Here is an 18,746-nt window from a genome sequence, read left to right as displayed (position 1 = left end):
ACATGACTGCTGAAACCCTTTTTGCAAGCCTGCAACTCTCCGCCCCCGAGCTGATCCTGGCAGTCGGCGCGCTGGTGCTGCTGATGGTCGGCGTCTATTCGAGCGAGCGCGCGGCGCCGGTCGTGACCGGGCTCTCCGTCGCGGTGCTCGTTGTCGCCGGGCTGTGGCTCGTCCTGAATACGGGTGACGGCGAGGCCTATGCCGGCGCCTTCCTTTCGGATCCCTTCGCGAAGTTCATGAAGGTTCTGGCGCTGATCGGCTCGGTCACCGTCATGATCATGACAGTCGGTCAGGCCCGTGCGGCGCAGATCGACCGCTTCGAGTTCCCGGTGCTTCTGCTGCTTGCGACCCTCGGCATGCTGCTGATGATCTCGGCCAATGACCTGATCTCGCTCTATCTGTCGCTTGAGCTGCAGTCGCTGGCGCTCTATGTCGTGGCGGCGATCAATCGCGACAGCGTGCGGTCCACGGAAGCGGGGCTCAAATATTTCGTTCTTGGCGCCCTGTCCTCGGGCATGCTGCTCTACGGCATGTCGCTCGTCTATGGCTTCACCGGCCATACCGGTTTCGACGAGATTGCCGCGGCCCTGACTGCGGAAGGCCGCTCCCTCGGCCTGGTCTTCGGTCTGGTGTTCATCCTCGCCGGCCTTGCCTTCAAGATCTCGGCCGTTCCGTTCCATATGTGGACGCCGGATGTCTATGAAGGTGCGCCGACACCGGTGACGGCCTTCTTTGCGGGTGCGCCGAAGGTGGCGGCCATGGCGATGCTCGTCCGCATCGTCATCGAAGCCTTCGAGCCGGTCGTCGCCGACTGGCAGCAGATCGTCGTCTTCATTTCCATCGCCTCGATGCTGCTCGGCTCCTTTGCCGCGATCGGCCAGCGCAACATCAAGCGGCTGATGGCCTATTCCTCGATCGGTCACATGGGCTATGCGCTCGTCGGTCTGGCCGCCGGATCGATGGCCGGCGTGCGCGGCGTCATTCTCTACATGCTGATCTACATGGTGATGACGCTCGGCACCTTCGCCTGCATTCTCGCCATGCGCCGCAGGGACGGCGAGCATGTCGAAGGGATTGACGACCTTGCCGGTCTGTCGCAGACCAATCCGTTCATGGCGACGGTGCTGACGATCCTGATGTTTTCCCTCGCCGGCATCCCGCCGCTCGCCGGCTTCTTCGCGAAGTACTTCGTGTTTGTTGCTGCGATCGAAGCTCAGCTCTACGGGCTGGCGATTATCGGCGTGCTCGCTTCCGTCGTCGGCGCATACTATTACCTGCGGGTCATCAAGGTCATGTGGTTCGACGAGGCGAAGGGCGAATTTGCCCGCTCGGCGGGCGAATTGCGGCTGGTCTACGGACTTTCCGGCCTGTTCGTGCTCGGTTACGTGCTGATCGGCGGCCTGCTCGGAAATGCCGCAGAAGTCGCGGCACGGACATTCTTTTGAGCGGCGGGCAGGGCAGCGGCCGGATTTCCCCTGACGATTTCCGGCATATAGCGCTTGCCGAAACTGTCTCGACGAACAACGAATGCCTTGCGAGGGCGCGTGAGGGTGATCCCGGCAATCTCTGGATCACCGCTGCGCGCCAGACCGGCGGGCGCGGCCGGCGCGGCCGCGAGTGGTTTTCCGAGCCGGGCAATCTCTATGCATCCTTGCTGCTGATCGACCCAGCGCCGGTGCAGCACCTGCATTCACTGCCGCTCGCGGCAGCCGTTGCGGTGCATCGGGCTATTCGCAGGGTCATGCCTCCGGGCTCCCCGGAGGTGGCGATCAAGTGGCCGAACGACATCCTCGTCGACGGCCGGAAAACCTGCGGCATCCTGCTCGAAGCCGAAGGCCTTCCAGACGGCCGTCATGCGCTGGTGATCGGCTGCGGCGTGAACGTCGCGGCCATGCCGGAAACGGGGCTCTACCCCGTGACTTCGCTTCGGCAGGAGGGTGCGACGATCTCGGCCGAGGAGCTGTTCGCCCACCTGTTCGTGACCATGGCGGAAGCGCTTTCCGTGTGGGACCGCGGCGCCGGCATCGCCTTGATCATCGATCAGTGGCGGGCTGCCGCGGGGGGCATTGGCGAGGCCATTACCGTTAATCTGCCGGACCGGTCGCTTGCCGGCCGTTTCGTCGGCATCGACGCCGACGGTCGGCTGCTGCTCGACACTGGCTCCGGCGCACCGCTGGCAATCGCGGCGGGCGACGTATTTCTCGGATAAACAAGAATAGAGGCGCAGCGCAGATGGCGCAGGAAGAAGAATTGGTGTTCTTGCCGCTCGGCGGCGTTGGCGAGATCGGCATGAACCTCGGCCTTTATGGCTATGGCAGGCCCGGCAGCCGCCAATGGATCATGGTCGATTGCGGCGTGACCTTCCCCGGGCCGGAACTGCCCGGCGTGGAACTCGTCCTGCCCGACATCTCCTTTCTCGCCGAGGAGCGTCGCAATCTCAAGGCGATCATCATCACGCACGCCCACGAGGATCACTACGGCGCGCTGAATGATCTTTGGCCGGGGCTGAACGTTCCGGTCTATGCTTCGCCGTTTACCGCCGGCATGCTGGAGGCGAAGCGCGACTTCGAAAAGAGCCGCGGCGAAATTCCGGTGACTGTCTTCAAGGCGGGCGACCGCATTAACGTCGGCCCCTTCAGCATCGAGGCTGTCGGCGTCAACCATTCTATTCCCGAGCCGATGTCGTTGGTGATCCGAACGCCGCTGGGCGCCGTCGTGCATACGGGCGACTGGAAAATCGACCTCGAACCTTCGCTCGGCCCGATCACCAATGAAGCGCGGTTTCGTCAGGTCGGCGAAGAGGGCGTGCTGGCGCTCGTCTGCGACTCGACCAATGCGCTGCGTGACGGCGTTTCGCCGTCGGAGCGCGAGGTATCGGAAAGCCTGGCGAAGATCATCGCCAATGCCGAGGGGCGCGTCGGCATCACCACCTTTTCGTCGAATGTCGGCCGCATCCGCTCGGTCGCCGAAGCCGCGGAGGCGGCGGGCCGCGAAGTGCTGCTGCTCGGCAGTTCGATGAAGCGCGTCGTCGACGTCGCGAAGGATCTCGGCATCATGGAGGGGCTGAAGCCGTTCCTGGCGGAGGATGAATTCGGCTATATCCCGCGCGACAAGGTGGTCGTCATCCTGACGGGAAGTCAGGGCGAGCCGCGTGCCGCCCTTGCAAAGATCTCCCGGGACGAGATGCGCAACGTGGCGTTTTCGGCCGGGGATACCATCGTCTTCTCGTCGCGGACCATCCCCGGCAATGAAAAGGCGATCAACGATATCAAGAACGGCCTGATCGAGCAGGGCATCCATATCGTCACCGACAGCGAGGCGCTGGTGCATGTGTCCGGCCATCCGCGCCGCAACGAGCTGCAGCAGATGTATCAATGGCTGAAGCCTGAGATCGTCGTGCCGGTGCATGGCGAGGCAGCGCATCTGACAGCGCATGCCGAGCTTGCGCTGCACTCGGGCATTGCGAGCGTCCCGCGGCTGCGCAATGGCGAGATGCTGCGCTTGGCGCCTGGACCGGCGCAGGTCATTGATGAAGCGCCGCACGGCCGCATCTACAAGGACGGGACGCTGATCGGCGATTTCGAGGAAATGGGCATTGGCGAACGCCGCAAGCTCTCCTTTGCGGGCCACGTCTCGGTCAACGTCGTGCTCGACAGCCGCTACGACTTCCTCGGTGACCCGGACGTCGTGCCGATCGGGCTTCCGCAGTTCGACGACGAGGGCGACGACATGGACGACGTGCTCTACGATGCCGTCCTCGGTGCGGTGGAAAGCATCCCGCGCGCCAAGCGCAAGGATCTGGCGATGCTGCAGGAAGCGGTACGCCGCGCTGTGCGCAGCACGGCCAACCAGATCTGGGGCAAGAAGCCGATCGTCACGGTCTTCGTCACCAAGATCTGATTTGTCCGGCGGGTGAGCCGGTGTAAACCGGTTGAGCCGTCGATCTGGGAGGACGTTCGATGCTCGGAAGAGTGAATCATGTGGCTATCGCCGTGCCAGATCTCGCCTCCGCCGCGGAAAGCTATCGGACGACCCTCGGCGCTGCGGTCACGGAACCTCAGGCCCTGCCGGAACACGGGGTGACGGTGGTCTTCGTCACGCTTCCCAACACCAAGGTCGAACTGCTGGAGCCGCTCGGCGATCGGTCGCCGATCGCCGCTTTTCTCGCGAAGAACCCGGCAGGTGGCATGCATCACATCTGCTACGAAGTGGAGGACATCATAGCGGCGCGCGACCGGCTGAGAGAGGCGGGGGCGCGTGTGCTCGGCGACGGCAATCCCAAGATCGGCGCCCACGGCAAGCCGGTGCTCTTCCTTCATCCAAAGGACTTTCAAGGCACTCTGATCGAACTCGAAGAGGTGTGACAGTCGGGCGCGGGGGAAGCCATTTGCGCGATCGATGGCAATAGCGCTATAAGGTGATGGCCTGCGGAGCTTCTTTTGGAAGCCCCTGTGATCCGTGCAAGACAAGGTGCAGGGCTGCTTGCCAAAGGGCCGTCTGAACAAGCCTTCCTTCAGGGGACCTGAATGTCCGCCTTTTCGACCTTTGCCGTCTTTTTCATCATCTGGTGGCTCACGCTTTTCACCGTGCTGCCGTTCGGTGTGAAGACCCAGGCCGAGGAGAACGACGTCGTTCCCGGCAGCGTCGAGAGTGCTCCGGCGCGCTTTCATGGGCTGCGGGTGGTCCTGATGACAACGGTCGTCGCCGCCCTGATCCATCTCGGTTGGTATGTCCTGTCCGTTAAGTTCGGCTATGATCTTGATGCGATATTCGGCTTCATCGGTCCTGAAGCCTGATCGCTCACGGCGTCGAAAATTCCCACACGCAAGAAACGTGCCGCAAGGTGAAGGGGGCTTTCGATGGAGGCTCTGCGACACGGCTCCGATCCGAGCCTCTTGACAGTCAACGAATTGACATCTTTCGCCGCTGCTTCGCTTCGATCTCGGGAAGAAAAGCAAAAAAAAACAAGGCCAAAGCCTTGTTTTCAAGTTTCGCGTGATCTTTCAACCGTTACCGGCGGCAGCGAACGAGCGCGCCTAAGATCTTATCCTCCCAAGACTTGACCGCGAAATTCGGCAAGAATTTGGTCTTCTTGCCTGTTTTGTGAGCCGAAACTAGCTCAAACATTGGGCTATGTCATCAGTTTTTTTTGCATTTTTGCTACAGTTCGGCAAAAAATTCCGGTTGACAGGAACGGTCCTTGCCCTGTTACTACCGTGCTCTTTTGACGCAGGGCTCAAGCGTATTTCCGCCGGAGCATCACGTCTGGCGTGCTCTCTTCCCGATGAGGCAGGGTTTTCTTCCGCGCGCGAAGCGGCTATGAACGCTGAACTCGAAGGCTTCCCATCGGCTGCGCCCTGGGAATTCAAGAGCCAGATTTCATACGGCAATTTCCACCTTTGCCCTGTCCCAGGGCGAGGGCGGTTGTCGCAGCACAACGTCATTTCGCCCGAATCCACCGATAGTGCGAGAGTCACCAGTTCCGGAACCCGTCATGCGCCTGTCCCGCTATTTCATGCCCATCTTGAAGGAAAACCCGAAGGAAGCGGAAATCGTTTCCCATCGGCTGATGCTGAGGACCGGCATGATCCGCCAGCAGTCGGCCGGCATCTACAGCTGGTTGCCGCTCGGCAAGCGCGTGCTCGACAAGGTCAATGCGATCATTCGCGAGGAACAGAACCGCTCCGGCGCGGTCGAGCTCTTGATGCCGACCCTGCAATCGGCGGAGTTGTGGCAGGAGAGCGGCCGCTACGATGCCTACGGCAAGGAAATGCTGCGCATCAAAGACCGGCAGGATCGGCCGATGCTCTACGGCCCGACCAACGAGGAGATGATCACCGACATCTTCCGCTCCTCCGTGAAGTCCTATCGCAACCTGCCGCTCAACCTCTACCATATCCAGCTCAAGTTCCGTGACGAGATCCGCCCGCGTTTCGGCACCATGCGTTCCCGCGAGTTCCTGATGAAGGACGCCTATTCCTTCGACCTCGATCGTGAAGGCGCGGAGCATGCCTATAACAAGATGTTCGCCGCCTATCTGCGCACCTTCGACCGCATGGGCCTGCGCGCCATTCCGATGCGAGCCGACACAGGTCCGATCGGCGGCAACCTCAGCCATGAATTCATCATCCTCGCCGATACCGGCGAGTCGGAGGTGTTCTGCCACAAGGATTTCCTCGGCTTCGACATTCCGGGCAAGGACACGAATTTCGACGATGTCGCCGGACTGAAGGCGATCTTCGACAAGTGGACGTCCCGCTACGCCGCGACCTCGGAGATGCATGACGAGGCCGCCTTCGACGCGATTTCTGAGGGCGAGCGGCTGTCGGCGCGCGGCATCGAGGTCGGCCATATCTTCTATTTCGGCACGAAATACTCGGAGGCAATGGGCGCCAAGGTGCTTGGACCCGACGGCAAGGAGCACATCGTGCATATGGGCTCCTATGGCATCGGCCCCACACGGCTGGTGCCGGCGATCATCGAGGCGTCGCATGACGAGAACGGCATCATCTGGCCGAAGTCGGTGGCCCCGTTCGACGCGGTCGTCATCAACATGAAAACGGGCGACGCCGCTTGCGATGCGGCTTGCGGCACGCTCTACTCCGACCTCGACAAGGCCGGATTCGACGTTCTCCTGGACGACACGGACGATCGCGCCGGTGCCAAGTTCGCGACCGCCGATCTCATCGGCGTTCCGGTGCAGATCATCGTCGGGCCGCGCTCGATCGCCAATGGCGAAGTCGAGGTGAAGGACCGCAAGACCGGCGCGCGCGAGACGATGACGGTGGAAGCCGCGATCAACAAGCTGGTTGCGACAAGATAAGAGGCAAGGGACGACAATGACCGCGGCGACGGAAGAGCAAGTGCAGGTTGCCGCGCCATCCGGCAAGTCGTTGAGCCGTCCCTTCTCCGCCTTCGAGCGCATGGTTGCCTGGCGCTACCTGCGCTCGCGGCGGAAGGAAGCCTTCATCTCCGTCATCGCCGGCTTCTCCTTTATAGGCATCATGCTCGGCGTGGCGACGCTGATCATCGTCATGGCAGTAATGAACGGATTCCGCACCGAGCTCATATCGCGCATTCTCGGCATGAACGGCCATGTGATCGTCCAGCCGCTCGATGGGCCGCTCACCAACTATGCGGAACTCGCCACCAAATTCTCGGCCGTGCCGGGAGTGACGATGGCGATCCCGATGGTGGAAGGGCAGGTGCTCGCTCAAGGCGTTGGCGATGCCTCGACAGGTGCCCTGGTTCGCGGCATTCGCTCCGAAGACCTCATGAAGCTCAAATCGATCTCGGAGCATATTCAATCCGGCGATCTCGTGGGTTTTGCCTCAGGTGCCGGCGTCGCCATCGGTTCGCGCATGGCCGAGCAATTGGGAATTCGCGTCGGCGGCACGATCACGCTCACCTCGCCGAACGGAGACGTCACGCCGCTCGGCATGAATCCGCGCGTCAAGGCCTATACGGTTTCGGCGATCTTCGAGATGGGAATGTCGGAGTACGACGCGACGATCGTCTTCATGCCGCTCGAGGAGGCGCAGCTTTATTTCAACGCCGAGGGCCTCGTCCAGTCGATCGAGCTCTTCGTCGAGCAGCCGGACACCGTCGACGCCTTGCGCAAGCCGATCGAGGACGCCGCCGGCCGGCAGGTCTATCTGACCGACTGGCGCGACCGCAACAGAACCTTCTTCTCGGCGCTCGAGGTGGAGCGCAATGTGATGTTCATGATCCTGACGCTGATCGTGCTTGTCGCGGCGCTCAACATCGTCTCGGGCCTGATCATGCTGGTGAAGGACAAGGGCAGCGACATTGCAATCCTGCGAACGATGGGTGCGACCTCCGGTTCGGTGATGCGTATCTTCTTCATGACGGGCGCGGCCATCGGCGTCGCAGGAACGATCGCCGGTGTCATCCTCGGCGTCGTCGTCTGCTTCAACATCGAGTCGATCCGGCAGTTCTTCTCCTGGGTATCCGGGGCGACGCTCTTCGATCCGGAGCTTTACTTCCTGAGCCAGCTGCCAGCCGATATGAACGCCGACGAGACCATCTCCGTCATCATCATGGCGCTCGCGCTTTCCTTCCTGGCGACGATTTTTCCGGCCTGGCGCGCCTCACGCCTCGATCCGGTGCAGGCCCTGCGGTACGAATAACAAGGACAAAAACGTAGATGAATGCGCGCGTGGCACTGCAGCTCTCCGGCGTAGAGCGACATTATGGCGAGGGAGATACCTATCTTCCGATCCTCAAGGGTGTCGATCTGACCTTGCGGAGCGGCGAAACGATTGCCCTGGTCGCACCCTCTGGCACGGGGAAATCGACACTGCTTCATGTCGCCGGGCTGCTCGAACATCCGGACACGGGCGACGTGATCGTCAACGGCATGCCATGCAACGGCCTCAGCGACGACCGGCGCACGGCGATACGCCGGAACGAGATCGGCTTCGTCTACCAGTTTCATCACCTGCTGCCGGAATTCTCGGCGCTCGAGAACATCATGATGCCGCAGCTGATCGCCGGCTTGTCAAAGGCGGAAGCGGCCGAGCGGGCGAGGGCGCTGCTGGACTATATGCGCATCGGACACCGTGCCGCGCACCGTCCGGCTGAACTTTCCGGCGGCGAGCAGCAGCGGGTGGCGATAGCGCGGGCGGTAGCCAACGCACCGCTCATTCTGCTGGCCGACGAGCCCACCGGCAATCTCGATCCGGAGACCGCCGGTTATGTCTTCGAGGCGATGGAAGCTCTAGCACGTCAGTCCGGGCTGGCGGCGCTGATCGCCACCCACAATCACGAGCTCGCGGCGCTTATGGATCGCTGCGTGACGATCGAGGACGGCAAGGTCGTCGAACTGAGATAGGCCGGAAGGAAGCTCACGGAACGATCAGCCCGCCGCGATAATCGAGCTCATAGGCTTCTTCCCCATCGACGAAAATGGTCTCGCGTCCGGAGAAATGATCGGTTCCGCCGCGGCTGCTGTCGACATAGCAGCCATAGGCGTGCTGATATTCCATGCCGCCGAGGAAATGGCGCTTTTCGCGATACATCGTCTGCAGTGCCGCCTTGATGACGGCGCCCGCCCGCCGCGCATTGATAAGTTCCGGACGGATGATTCGGCCGAAGTAATTCATGGCCCAGCACGGTGTGCCGTCATGCCAGACCGCTTCCTGGCCGGCGAAATCGGTCCCGCCGAAATAGCTGTCGAGGTAGCGCCAGGAGCCGCGGTGATGGCCGAGATCGTGGGAACCGGTTCGGCAGGCCGGCAGTCTTGAGCCATCGCCAATATAGGTCTTCGCCTTCGCCTCGACGATAAAGTCGGTCAGTTCCTCGATGCTGATCATGCACGCTCCTCCGTCTTTCGCGGAGGATGCCGCAGCAAATGCCGGCTGTAAAGAACAAAAAGAGAACATGCATCCTCTTCGCGGCCGCGTTGGGCTCCGTGAAGAACCGAGTTCATGAGAGTGGGCGTAGCCCGCGCGCTCTGCAGTTCAATAAGCCTGTTGCTGGTCTTCGGAAGGCGTCTCGCTTTGAGTTGACCGCCTCGGTTGCATTAACCATAGCCGATGAATAACGGGCGTTTCATTCACGCTTGCTTGACTATCGAACATAAATGGAACAAAGATAGAACAATAGCCGAAAGGAGCCATGTTATGACTGATTTCGTCCGTGATCTCGCTGCCTTCGCCTCGATGACCCTTTTCATCGCAAGCATTTCGATGATCGCACTCGGCATGTGATCGCCGCCCGCTGCAAATCCGTCCTGCCAAGCGCGGCCGGGCAAAAAGGGGGCAGGGCCTCGCGGTAAGGCTGGACAGTCGGGGCGGGAAACGGGATATCCTCCGCACCAGACAGGAATCGGAGTGCGGCAATGGCAGGCGACGAAAGCATCAACCAGGGCTCGGGCGGCGTGGATCCGCAATTCGTTCACCTGCGCGTGCATTCGGCCTATTCGCTGCTGGAAGGCGCGCTGCCGCTGAAGAAGATCATCGCCAAGGCGGTGGCCGACGATCAGCCGGCCATCGGCATTGCCGATACCAACAATCTGTTCGCCGCGCTGGAGTTTTCCCAGAAGGCGGCAGACGACGGATTGCAACCGATCATCGGATGTCAGCTGTCCATCGACATGGAGGACGAGGCGGAGGGGGAGCGACGCAGCCACGCGCAGCAGCTAGCCAAGCTGCCTTCGATTGTCCTGATTGCGGCGACCGACGAAGGCTACACCCGCCTCGTCGACCTGGTCAGCCGCGCTTATCTCGAAGGCGAAGGTCATCAGGCAGCGCGGATAACGCGCTCCTGGCTCGCCGCGGGCGGCACGGATGGTCTGATCGCCTTGTCCGGTGCCGGCGGCGGCCCGGTCGACCTTGCGCTGATGGCGGGCTCGCCCGCCCTTGCCGAAGGGCGCCTCAAGGCGCTGAACGAGCTGTTCGGCAATCGCCTTTATGTCGAACTGCAGCGCCACGGCAGTTACGATCGACGCCATGAGAGCCGTCTGGTCGACCTTGCCTATCGCCACGACATTCCGCTCGTTGCGACGAACGAGGCCTTCTTTCCATCGCCGGCTGACTATGATGCGCATGACGCGCTGATGGCCGTTGCCCACAATGCCGTCGTTTCCGACGATCGCCGCTTCCGGCTGACGTCGGATCATTATCTGAAGAGCCGCAAGGAGATGGCGGCGCTTTTCGCCGATCTGCCGGAGGCGCTGGAAAATACCGTCGAGATCGCGCGCCGCTGCTCCTTCATGCTGAAGACCCGCGGACCGATCCTGCCGCGCTTCACCGGTGTTTCGGACGATCCTGTGGAGGCCGAGCGCGCCGAGTCCGCTGAGCTTCGTCGTCAGGCGGAGGAGGGGCTGGAACTGCGGCTCGCCAAGCTCGGCATGGCGCCGGGCTACAAGGAAGAAGACTATCGCGAGCGCCTTGCCTTCGAGCTCGGCGTCATCGAGCGAATGAAGTTCCCGGGTTACTTTTTGATCGTTGCGGACTTCATAAAGTGGGCGAAGCAGCACGACATTCCCGTCGGGCCGGGTCGCGGCTCGGGTGCCGGCTCGCTGGTCGCCTATGCGCTGACGATCACCGACGTCGATCCGATGCGCTTCTCGTTGCTCTTCGAGCGCTTCCTCAATCCGGAGCGCGTCTCGATGCCGGACTTCGACATCGATTTCTGCCAGGACCGCCGCGAAGAGGTGATCCGCTACGTGCAGCAGAAATATGGGCGCGAGCAGGTGGCTCAGATCATCACCTTCGGATCGCTGCAGGCACGCGCCGCGCTGCGCGACGTCGGCCGCGTGCTCGAAATGCCCTATGGCCAGGTCGACAAGATCTGCAAGCTGGTGCCGAACAATCCGGCCAATCCGACGCCGCTTTCGAAGGCGATCGAGGAGGAACCGCGCCTGCAGGAGGAGGCGGAAAAGGAGCCCGTCGTCGGCCGGCTTCTCGACATCGCGCAGAAGATCGAGGGTCTCTATCGTCACGCGTCGACGCATGCGGCGGGCATCGTCATCGGCGACCGGCCGCTGTCGCAGCTGGTGCCGATGTACCGCGATCCGCGCTCCGACATGCCGGTCACCCAGTTCAACATGAAATGGGTCGAGCAGGCCGGGCTCGTCAAGTTCGACTTCCTCGGCCTGAAGACGCTGACGGTGCTGAAGACGGCGGTCGACTTCGTCGCCAAGCGCGGCATCGAAGTGGATCTCGCAAGCATCCCGCTCGACGATCCGAAGACTTACGAGATTCTTTCGCGCGGCGAGACCGTCGGGGTGTTCCAGGTGGAAAGCGCCGGCATGCGCAAGGCGCTGATCGGCATGCGGCCCGACTGCATCGAGGACATCATCGCGCTGGTCGCGCTCTACCGGCCGGGCCCGATGGAAAATATCCCGGTCTACAACGCCCGCAAGCATGGCGAGGAAGAGATCGAATCGATCCACCCGAAAATCGACTACCTGCTCAAGGAAACGCAAGGCGTTATCGTCTATCAGGAGCAGGTGATGCAGATCGCCCAGGTGCTCTCGGGCTATTCGCTCGGCGAGGCGGATCTCTTGCGCCGCGCCATGGGCAAGAAGATCAAGGAGGAGATGGACAAGCAGCGTGCCCGCTTCGTCGAAGGCGCGGTCGGCAATGGGGTCTCGAAGCCGCAGGCGGACCTGATCTTCGATCTGCTCGCCAAATTCGCCAACTACGGCTTCAACAAGTCGCACGCGGCGGCCTACGCCATCGTCTCCTACCAGACCGCCTATATGAAGGCGCATTACCCGGTCGAGTTCCTGGCGGCGTCGATGACGCTCGACATGTCGAACACGGAGAAGATCAACGACTTCCGCCAGGACGCGATGCGCCTCGGCATTCAGGTGATCGCACCCTCGGTGCAGAGCTCGTTCCGTCCTTTCGAGACCGGCGATAACCGCATCTACTACTCGCTTGCCGCCATCAAGGGCGTCGGTGAATCCGCCGTCGACCACATCGTCGCCGTCCGCGGCGACCGTCCCTTCGCGAGCCTCGAGGACTTCTGCCTACGGATCGACCCGAAGCTCTTGAACCGGCGTGTCTTCGAAAGTCTCATCGCCGCCGGCGCCTTCGACTGCTTCGGATACGACCGGGCCGAACTGATCGGCGGGCTCGACCGGATCCTCGGCTTCGCGCAGCGCGCCCAGGAAAACAAGCTGAGCGGCCAGAGCGACATGTTCGGCGCCGGAGCCGCGACGGGGCCTGAGAAGATCGCCCTGCCGGCCTATACGCCCTGGCTCGCCTCGGAGAAGCTTCACCGGGAGTTCCAGGTGCTCGGCTTCTACCTTTCCGCTCATCCGCTCGATACCTACAACAAGCTGCTGGAGAAGCTGCGCGTTCAGAATTTCGCCGACTTTGCCGCAGCGGTCAAAAAAGGTGCGGGAAGGGGTAAGCTCGCAGGCACCGTGACGTCGAAGCAGGAGCGCAAGACGCGCACCGGCAACAAGATGGGCATCGTCGCCTTCTCCGACGCCTCTGGCCAGTTCGAGGCGGTGCTCTTTTCGGAGATGCTGCACCAGTATCGCGACCTGCTCGAACCCGGCAAATCGCTGGTGATGACCGTCGAAGCGGAGGAGCGGCCGGAGGGCATCGGCCTGCGTATCCAGACTCTACGGTCGCTCGAAGAGGAATCGCTGCAGATGCAGAAGGCGCTGCGCGTCTATGTGCGCGATTCGGGCCCCTTGCGATCCATTGCCTCGCATCTGAACGCCAAGGGAGACGGCCTCGTCTCGTTCATCGTCATCAAGGACAATGGTCAGCGGGAGATCGAGGTCGAGCTCAGCGAGAAATATCGGATCTCGCCGGAGATTGCCGCAGCTCTTCGCTCCGCGCCGGGTGTGGTGGACGTCGAGCTCGTATAGGAGACGGCCTCGGCGAGTGATCGTCAGCCGCCGGTTACCGGACGCGTGATGGTGATGAAGTCGGTCCCTTCGCCGGTCTCCAGTCCCGTGTCGGTGTCGGAGATTGAAAGTGAGGACCCATCGGCCAGAAGGCCGGCGATGCTTTGGCGCACCTCGTCGGGCACCCTAATGCGATTCAGGGCTCGTTGAAGGGCGTTGAACTCCATGGGATCGGCGTCGACAGTGATGCCCAGCCGATGTTTCGTGGCCTTTGAGAGCGCGTTGTCCAGCGACATGCCGAACCATTTGCCTTGCCCGGTTGCCGCCTCTGTATCCTGGAACTGTAGGAAATGTGTGCCGAGCGCGAACTCAGGTCTCTCGATCGTGATACCCGCCTCGAGGAGCGGTTGAAACTGGCGGCGGATGCGAAGAACGCCGTTCGGCGGCACGGCCCGGCCAGCCTTGCGATAGACCGCCTCGACCAGCTTCCGGGTCACCTGGCCGTCCACCGGCAGCCCCTCGGCCGTTTGGAAGGAGCGGATCGCGGCAAGCGTCATGGGCCCACTGTGGCCGTCCGGATTGCCCGCGTCGTGGCCGAGCGCGGTCAAAAGCATCTGGAGATCGCGCAATGTTTCCATCATGCCGCGCCGGGTGATCAGGATTCGAACGGGCGCCCGGTCGTCATCGAGCAGCCATGGCGCGGGGCGACTGTCCGTCATGGCGACCTCGACGGAACCTCCCTCGAGCTGGCTGAGGGCGGGCCGGAGGGGTACGTCCGACATCGGCGGCTGCGGTGGGCGCGACTGATTCGGCTGAAACAGCATGGTGCTCACGATCTCGACAGGCGTCACCTGGCGGTCGGAGATCACCACATGGATGCCGCGTTCAGTCATCTTGAAGAGTCCGGCGGCAAATTTGCTCGGGAGGCGCACGCAGCCATGCGAGGCCGGATAGTCCGGCACGTGGTTCGATCCATGCAGTGCGATGCCGGACCAGGTGAGCCGCTGCATGAACGGCATCGGCGCATTCGAATAGATGTTGGATTTGTGATGGCGGCGTTTCTCGAGAATCGAAAAAATCCCCGTCGGCGTCGTGTGGCCGCGCTTGCCGGTAGAGACATTGGACGTGGCGACGACGGTGTCGCCGTCATAGACGACGAGCGATTGCTGCTGTCTCGATACGACGATCTGCAGGGGCGCCTTCGTGCCGGCCGCAAAGGCGGACGGCGCCGATACGATGAGAACGGCCAGTCCTATCCTGAGAGTGATATGCAATACAAACCCTCAATCCGACCATTAAGCGCAATCAACCGTCGTAGTGCTTCCAATCCGGCGCTTTGCCGTGCGCGCCCGGTTCGGGCACGCCGAACCTGTTGAGCGAGGATACTGTTCAATATTTAACGAATTGAAACGCAGGGAGCCGCGCCGGTGACCGGGCGAGTTCACGCCCTATTGATCGCGTCGGCGATGGCCGAAGGTGTAGCCCGTTTCAACGCTGGTCTTGCCGAATTTGTCGTGCAGCTTGTTGATCGCCTCTTCGGCGGCGGCCCTTCTGGTGGCGATAGGATCGACGAGATCCGGCGGGTCGGCGAGATCGGGGTGGGCGAGATCGCTGACGCCGATGCCGATCAGCCGGTATTTCGTGCCGTCAACTTCCTTTTCGAGCAGCTGGAGGCCTACGCGAAAGATGCGGTCGGCGAGGCGGGTCGGGCTTTCGAGCCTCCGGTTGCGCGTGCGCAGCTTGAAGTCTGCGGTCTTGAGTTTCAGGACGACGGTGTGCCCGGCAAGCTCCGACTTGCGCAACCGCAGGGCGACCTGCTCGCTTAGGCGCCTGAGATGCGGAACGAGCTCTTCCGGGCGCGACAGGTCGTCGTTGAAGGTCGTCTCCGAGGATACGCTCTTCGCCTCGCCATCGGTCTCGACGATTCGCTCGTCCTGGCCGCGCGACAGGCGATAGAGCCTTTGCCCCATCGAGCCGTAGCGGCGCATGAGATCTGCTTCCTCCATCGTCTGCAATTGACCGATCGTGCGGATGCCGTCCCGCTCGAGCGTCGTGGCGAAGGCCTTGCCGACGCCCCAGATCAGCGTGACGGGGCGCTCCTTCAGGAAGTCGACCGCCTCGGCCTGGCCGATGACGGAGAAGCCGCGCGGCTTCTGCAGATCGGAGGCGACCTTGGCGAGGAACTTGCAGTAGGAGAGCCCGACGGAGACGGTGATGCCCACCTCGGTCTCGATCCGCCTCGCGAAGCGCGCCAGCGTTCGGGCAGGGGGATCATGATGCAGCCGCTCGGTGCCGTTCAGGTCCAGGAAAGCCTCGTCGATCGACAGCGGCTGCACGAGCGGCGTCAGTTCGAGCATCATCGCCCTGACCTCGCGTCCGACGCGCACATATTTCTCCATGTCCGGCTTGATCACCACGGCCTGCGGGCAGGCTTCGAGCGCCTTGAACATCGGCATCGCAGAGCGGACGCCGTGGATACGGGCGATGTAGCAGGCCGTCGAGACGACGCCGCGCTTGCCGCCGCCGATGATCACCGGCTTGTCGGCAAGTTCCGGATTGTCGCGCTTCTCGATCGAGGCATAGAAGGCGTCGCAGTCGATATGGGCCAGGGTCAGCCGATAGAGCTCGGAATGGCTGAGAAGCCGCGGACTGCCGCAGGCCACGCAGCGTCGCGCCGGCGCGGCCAGTTCCTTGAGGCAGTCTCGGCAGAAGCCGGAAAACGGTGCAGCGCTGGGCATGGCCGGAACAAATGTTGAACGCGGCGACTTTACGCTCTAGGCTGGTGAGTCTCAAGGCGGCGATCGGAGGCCATAGTGGATATCGCCCTGCAATTTGCGCCGGTGACAGGGGAGCTCTGGCCGGATTTTGGGAAGCTGTCTGGGCCGAAGGGGCCGGATGATGGAAAAGCTCAGACGTCCTCGAAGTTCCCCGGACCGGAAAATGCCTGGTGCGCCCCGACGACCTCCTCCGGAGCGGTCTGGGTCGCCGTGCAGAAGGCGATCAATGTCGGCTCGTGGTCCATCAGAAACGCGACGAGCCCGCCCATGAAGCCCGGCTCCCCGATAGCCTTGCGCAACGAAGCGGGCTCGGTGCCGGTCAGCGCCAGGAAACGCGACAGGAGTTCTGGTTCGCCGGCAAGCCAGCCGAGGATCGCAATCGCCGTTTCGTCAGGGCTCTTCATGCTGTTGAACCTCTTCTCATATGGCGTCCGGAGTTACCTCTTTTTCAACCAAATATCGTTAGTCTTGCGGCCGAGGAAGTGGGTCGAGTCACCGTTTGTGAAGCTTATATCTCTTCAGGGGACTTGCAAGGCGGCGACAGACAACAAGGGATCGACATGCCCAAACAGGTGATGATTGTTGAGGATAACGAGCTGAACATGAAGCTCTTCCGCGACCTGATTGAGGCTTCTGGTTATGCGACGATCCAGACGCGCAACGGCATGGAAGCGCTCGAACTTGCCCGCAAGCACCGGCCCGACCTCATTCTCATGGACATTCAGCTGCCGGAGGTGTCCGGCCTGGAAGTGACGAAATGGCTCAAGGAAGACGACGAGCTCCACGTCATTCCGGTTATCGCCGTAACCGCTTTCGCCATGAAGGGCGACGAGGAGCGCATTCGCCAGGGCGGGTGCGAAGCCTATGTTTCCAAACCTATTTCCGTTCCCAAATTCATTGAAACGATCAAGACTTACCTGGGCGATGCCTGAGTGCCGGGAAACTTTCTATGACTGCGCGCATCCTCGTCGTCGATGACATACCAGCCAATGTGAAGCTGCTTGAGGCGCGGTTGGTCGCCGAGTATTTCGACGTCTTGACGGCCGGTGACGGACGCTCCGCATTGGCGATCTGTGAGAACACATCGGTCGACCTTGTGCTCCTCGACATCATGATGCCAGACATGGACGGCTTCGAGGTCTGCGAGAGGCTGAAGGCAAACAGCCGGACCGCCCATATTCCGGTGGTCATGGTGACGGCGCTCGACCAACCCTCGGATCGGGTGCGCGGGCTAAAGGCCGGTGCAGACGATTTCCTCACCAAGCCGGTCAACGATCTCCAGCTGATGTCCCGGGTGAAGAGCCTTGTTCGGCTGAAGAACGTCAGCGACGAGTTGCGCCTCAGGGCGCAGACGGCGCACACGATCGGCCTACAGGAGCTTGCGCGCGCCGACCGCCCCGACGAGCCCGGCAACGTGCTCCTCGTCGACGGTCGTGCCTCCTCGCAGGAGCGGCTCCTGCGCGCCTTGAAGCCGATTGCCGAAGTCTCGGTCATCGCCGATCCCCAGGCCGCCCTCTTCGAAGCGGCGGAGAACAGCTTCGATCTGGTGATCGTCAACGCGAATTTCGACGACTACGACCCGCTGCGCCTCTGCTCGCAACTGCGTTCACTCGAGAGGACGCGCTTCATACCGATCCTGCTCGTGACCGAGCAGGGGAGCGAAGAGATGATCGTTCGTGCGCTTGAGCTTGGCGTGACGGACTACATCATGCGTCCGGTCGATCCCAACGAGCTGGTGGCGCGCTCCCTGACGCAGGTCCGCCGCAAGCACTGCAATGACCGGCTGCGCGCCAGTGTCCAGCACACGATCGAACTGGCGATCACCGACGACCTCACCGGCCTCCACAATCGCCGCTATCTCGATGGCCATCTGAAGCTCCTGATCGATCGCGCGAGCGCCCGCGGCCGGCCGCTTTCGATCTGCATCACCGATATCGATCGCTTCAAGCTGGTGAACGACACCTATGGGCATGATGCGGGTGACGAAGTTCTGCGTGAATTTGCGAACCGTGTACGCGCGACGGTACGCGGCGCCGATCTCGCATGCCGGTTCGGCGGCGAGGAGTTCGTGATCGTCATGCCGGACACGACCCCCGAGATGGCGGCGATCGTTGCCGAGCGGCTTCGCTTGATGATTGAGGGACGCGCCTTTGGCATTTCGCACGGAGGCACGGTCCTCAGCGTCACGGCATCCCTCGGGATAGCCACGTTGCGCCCGCAGGATGATACGCCCGAGGCGCTGCTGAAGCGCGCCGACACGGCGTTGTACCAAGCCAAGAACAACGGGCGTAACCGGGTCGTCGCGGCGGCCGCGTAAGCCGAATTGGCAAGCGACGCTCGCCGGCTGTCTCGGACTTCGCCATTGGGCGTAGGAGGAGGCTGGAGCATACGCCCAAACTCAGCTTGCGAACTTACTTATAAGTTGTATCTTTTGCCGCGTCGCTGGTGCTGGGGCAAGCATTTCCAAAGAGCGGCGAGTTCGGATTTGTCCGAATACGAGACAGAATTAACCAAACGCCGAGCAACCCGCTTCGGCGATTAAGAATTCGTTGATTTTTTTTTATTTTCAAGCAATGCTGATATTAAGGAAGTGAGACTTCCACGATCGATCGGTTACCCCATGATGCTCAGGT

At 62.0% G+C, this 18,746-nt stretch carries 15 protein-coding genes; 11 read left to right on the top strand and 4 right to left on the bottom strand.

All coding sequences use genetic code 11. The features are described from left to right. Window positions 1–2: 2 nt before the first annotated feature. From nuoN to AU381_RS05445, 8 genes are all read left to right on the top strand, one after another. A complete protein-coding gene (gene nuoN / locus AU381_RS05480) occupies window positions 3–1,445 on the top strand; it encodes an NADH-quinone oxidoreductase subunit NuoN (protein ID WP_064240769.1) in 1,443 nt (480 codons plus the stop codon). Further along, entirely contained in the window at window positions 1,442–2,209 is a 768-nt protein-coding gene (locus tag AU381_RS05475; protein WP_064240768.1) for a biotin--[acetyl-CoA-carboxylase] ligase, read from the top strand. The genes nuoN and AU381_RS05475 overlap by 4 nt, the downstream gene beginning before the upstream one ends. A 23-nt stretch (window positions 2,210–2,232) precedes the next feature. Then, entirely contained in the window at window positions 2,233–3,900 is a 1,668-nt protein-coding gene (locus tag AU381_RS05470) for a ribonuclease J (RefSeq protein WP_064240767.1), read from the top strand. A gap of 59 nt (window positions 3,901–3,959) precedes the next feature. Next, the gene (mce, locus tag AU381_RS05465; protein ID WP_064240766.1) at window positions 3,960–4,364 is read left to right on the top strand and encodes a methylmalonyl-CoA epimerase; all 405 of its coding nucleotides are present in this window, start codon (window positions 3,960–3,962) and stop codon (window positions 4,362–4,364) included. A 162-nt stretch (window positions 4,365–4,526) separates the two neighbouring features. Next, complete coding sequence (locus tag AU381_RS05460) at window positions 4,527–4,796, top strand: DUF1467 family protein (protein ID WP_064240765.1); 270 nt, start codon at window positions 4,527–4,529, stop codon at window positions 4,794–4,796. A gap of 698 nt (window positions 4,797–5,494) precedes the next feature. Then, the gene (gene proS / locus AU381_RS05455; protein ID WP_064240764.1) at window positions 5,495–6,823 is read left to right on the top strand and encodes a proline--tRNA ligase; all 1,329 of its coding nucleotides are present in this window, start codon (window positions 5,495–5,497) and stop codon (window positions 6,821–6,823) included. Between the two features lie 16 nt (window positions 6,824–6,839). Beyond that, entirely contained in the window at window positions 6,840–8,150 is a 1,311-nt protein-coding gene (locus AU381_RS05450) for a lipoprotein-releasing ABC transporter permease subunit (RefSeq protein ID WP_064240763.1), read from the top strand. 17 nt (window positions 8,151–8,167) lie between these two features. After that, window positions 8,168–8,854, top strand: coding sequence for an ABC transporter ATP-binding protein (locus AU381_RS05445; protein WP_064240762.1), 687 nt, complete (start codon window positions 8,168–8,170; stop codon window positions 8,852–8,854). 13 nt (window positions 8,855–8,867) lie between these two features. Here the strand turns inward: AU381_RS05445 and AU381_RS05440 are convergent, their stop codons facing one another. After that, window positions 8,868–9,335, bottom strand: a complete 468-nt coding sequence (locus tag AU381_RS05440) for a DUF5680 domain-containing protein (protein WP_064240761.1) — start codon at window positions 9,333–9,335, stop codon at window positions 8,868–8,870. Window positions 9,336–9,862: 527 nt separating this feature from the next. On the opposite strand from AU381_RS05440, the gene dnaE reads away from it, so the two are divergent. Further along, window positions 9,863–13,357: a DNA polymerase III subunit alpha gene (gene dnaE, locus AU381_RS05435; RefSeq protein ID WP_064240760.1), complete on the top strand. Its 3,495-nt coding sequence runs from the start codon at window positions 9,863–9,865 to the stop codon at window positions 13,355–13,357. A gap of 23 nt (window positions 13,358–13,380) precedes the next feature. On the opposite strand, the gene AU381_RS05430 is transcribed toward dnaE, so the two are convergent. From AU381_RS05430 to AU381_RS05420, 3 genes are all read right to left on the bottom strand, one after another. After that, on the bottom strand, window positions 13,381–14,610 hold the full coding sequence (locus tag AU381_RS05430) for a L,D-transpeptidase family protein (protein WP_064240759.1): 1,230 nt from the start codon (window positions 14,608–14,610) through the stop codon (window positions 13,381–13,383). A 174-nt stretch (window positions 14,611–14,784) separates the two neighbouring features. Beyond that, window positions 14,785–16,074: a DNA polymerase IV gene (locus tag AU381_RS05425; RefSeq protein WP_064240758.1), complete on the bottom strand. Its 1,290-nt coding sequence runs from the start codon at window positions 16,072–16,074 to the stop codon at window positions 14,785–14,787. Window positions 16,075–16,244: 170 nt separating this feature from the next. Then, on the bottom strand, window positions 16,245–16,517 hold the full coding sequence (locus AU381_RS05420; RefSeq protein WP_064240757.1) for a DUF3572 domain-containing protein: 273 nt from the start codon (window positions 16,515–16,517) through the stop codon (window positions 16,245–16,247). A gap of 156 nt (window positions 16,518–16,673) precedes the next feature. Here AU381_RS05420 and AU381_RS05415 point away from each other — a divergent pair, with 156 nt between their 5' ends. Beyond that, window positions 16,674–17,045, top strand: a complete 372-nt coding sequence (locus tag AU381_RS05415) for a response regulator (RefSeq protein WP_003537642.1) — start codon at window positions 16,674–16,676, stop codon at window positions 17,043–17,045. A 17-nt stretch (window positions 17,046–17,062) separates the two neighbouring features. Beyond that, on the top strand, window positions 17,063–18,430 hold the full coding sequence (locus tag AU381_RS05410; protein ID WP_064240756.1) for a PleD family two-component system response regulator: 1,368 nt from the start codon (window positions 17,063–17,065) through the stop codon (window positions 18,428–18,430). Window positions 18,431–18,746: the final 316 nt, after the last annotated feature.

The organism is Sinorhizobium glycinis (genome assembly GCF_001651865.1).
Lineage (GTDB): Bacteria > Pseudomonadota > Alphaproteobacteria > Rhizobiales > Rhizobiaceae > Sinorhizobium > Sinorhizobium glycinis.
Note: the sequence above shows the minus strand (reverse complement) of the source record. Positions and strands in the feature narration are given on the sequence as shown.

Coding starts and splice junctions, on each gene's coding strand:
- nuoN (WP_064240769.1), top strand. CDS start 3: ATGACTGCTGAAACCCTTTTTGCAAGCCTGCAACTCTCCGCCCCCGAG.
- AU381_RS05470 (WP_064240767.1), top strand. CDS start 2,233: ATGGCGCAGGAAGAAGAATTGGTGTTCTTGCCGCTCGGCGGCGTTGGC.
- mce (WP_064240766.1), top strand. CDS start 3,960: ATGCTCGGAAGAGTGAATCATGTGGCTATCGCCGTGCCAGATCTCGCC.
- AU381_RS05460 (WP_064240765.1), top strand. CDS start 4,527: ATGTCCGCCTTTTCGACCTTTGCCGTCTTTTTCATCATCTGGTGGCTC.
- proS (WP_064240764.1), top strand. CDS start 5,495: ATGCGCCTGTCCCGCTATTTCATGCCCATCTTGAAGGAAAACCCGAAG.
- AU381_RS05450 (WP_064240763.1), top strand. CDS start 6,840: ATGACCGCGGCGACGGAAGAGCAAGTGCAGGTTGCCGCGCCATCCGGC.
- AU381_RS05445 (WP_064240762.1), top strand. CDS start 8,168: ATGAATGCGCGCGTGGCACTGCAGCTCTCCGGCGTAGAGCGACATTAT.
- AU381_RS05440 (WP_064240761.1), bottom strand. CDS start 9,335: ATGATCAGCATCGAGGAACTGACCGACTTTATCGTCGAGGCGAAGGCG.
- dnaE (WP_064240760.1), top strand. CDS start 9,863: ATGGCAGGCGACGAAAGCATCAACCAGGGCTCGGGCGGCGTGGATCCG.
- AU381_RS05425 (WP_064240758.1), bottom strand. CDS start 16,074: ATGCCCAGCGCTGCACCGTTTTCCGGCTTCTGCCGAGACTGCCTCAAG.
- AU381_RS05420 (WP_064240757.1), bottom strand. CDS start 16,517: ATGAAGAGCCCTGACGAAACGGCGATTGCGATCCTCGGCTGGCTTGCC.
- AU381_RS05415 (WP_003537642.1), top strand. CDS start 16,674: ATGCCCAAACAGGTGATGATTGTTGAGGATAACGAGCTGAACATGAAG.
- AU381_RS05410 (WP_064240756.1), top strand. CDS start 17,063: ATGACTGCGCGCATCCTCGTCGTCGATGACATACCAGCCAATGTGAAG.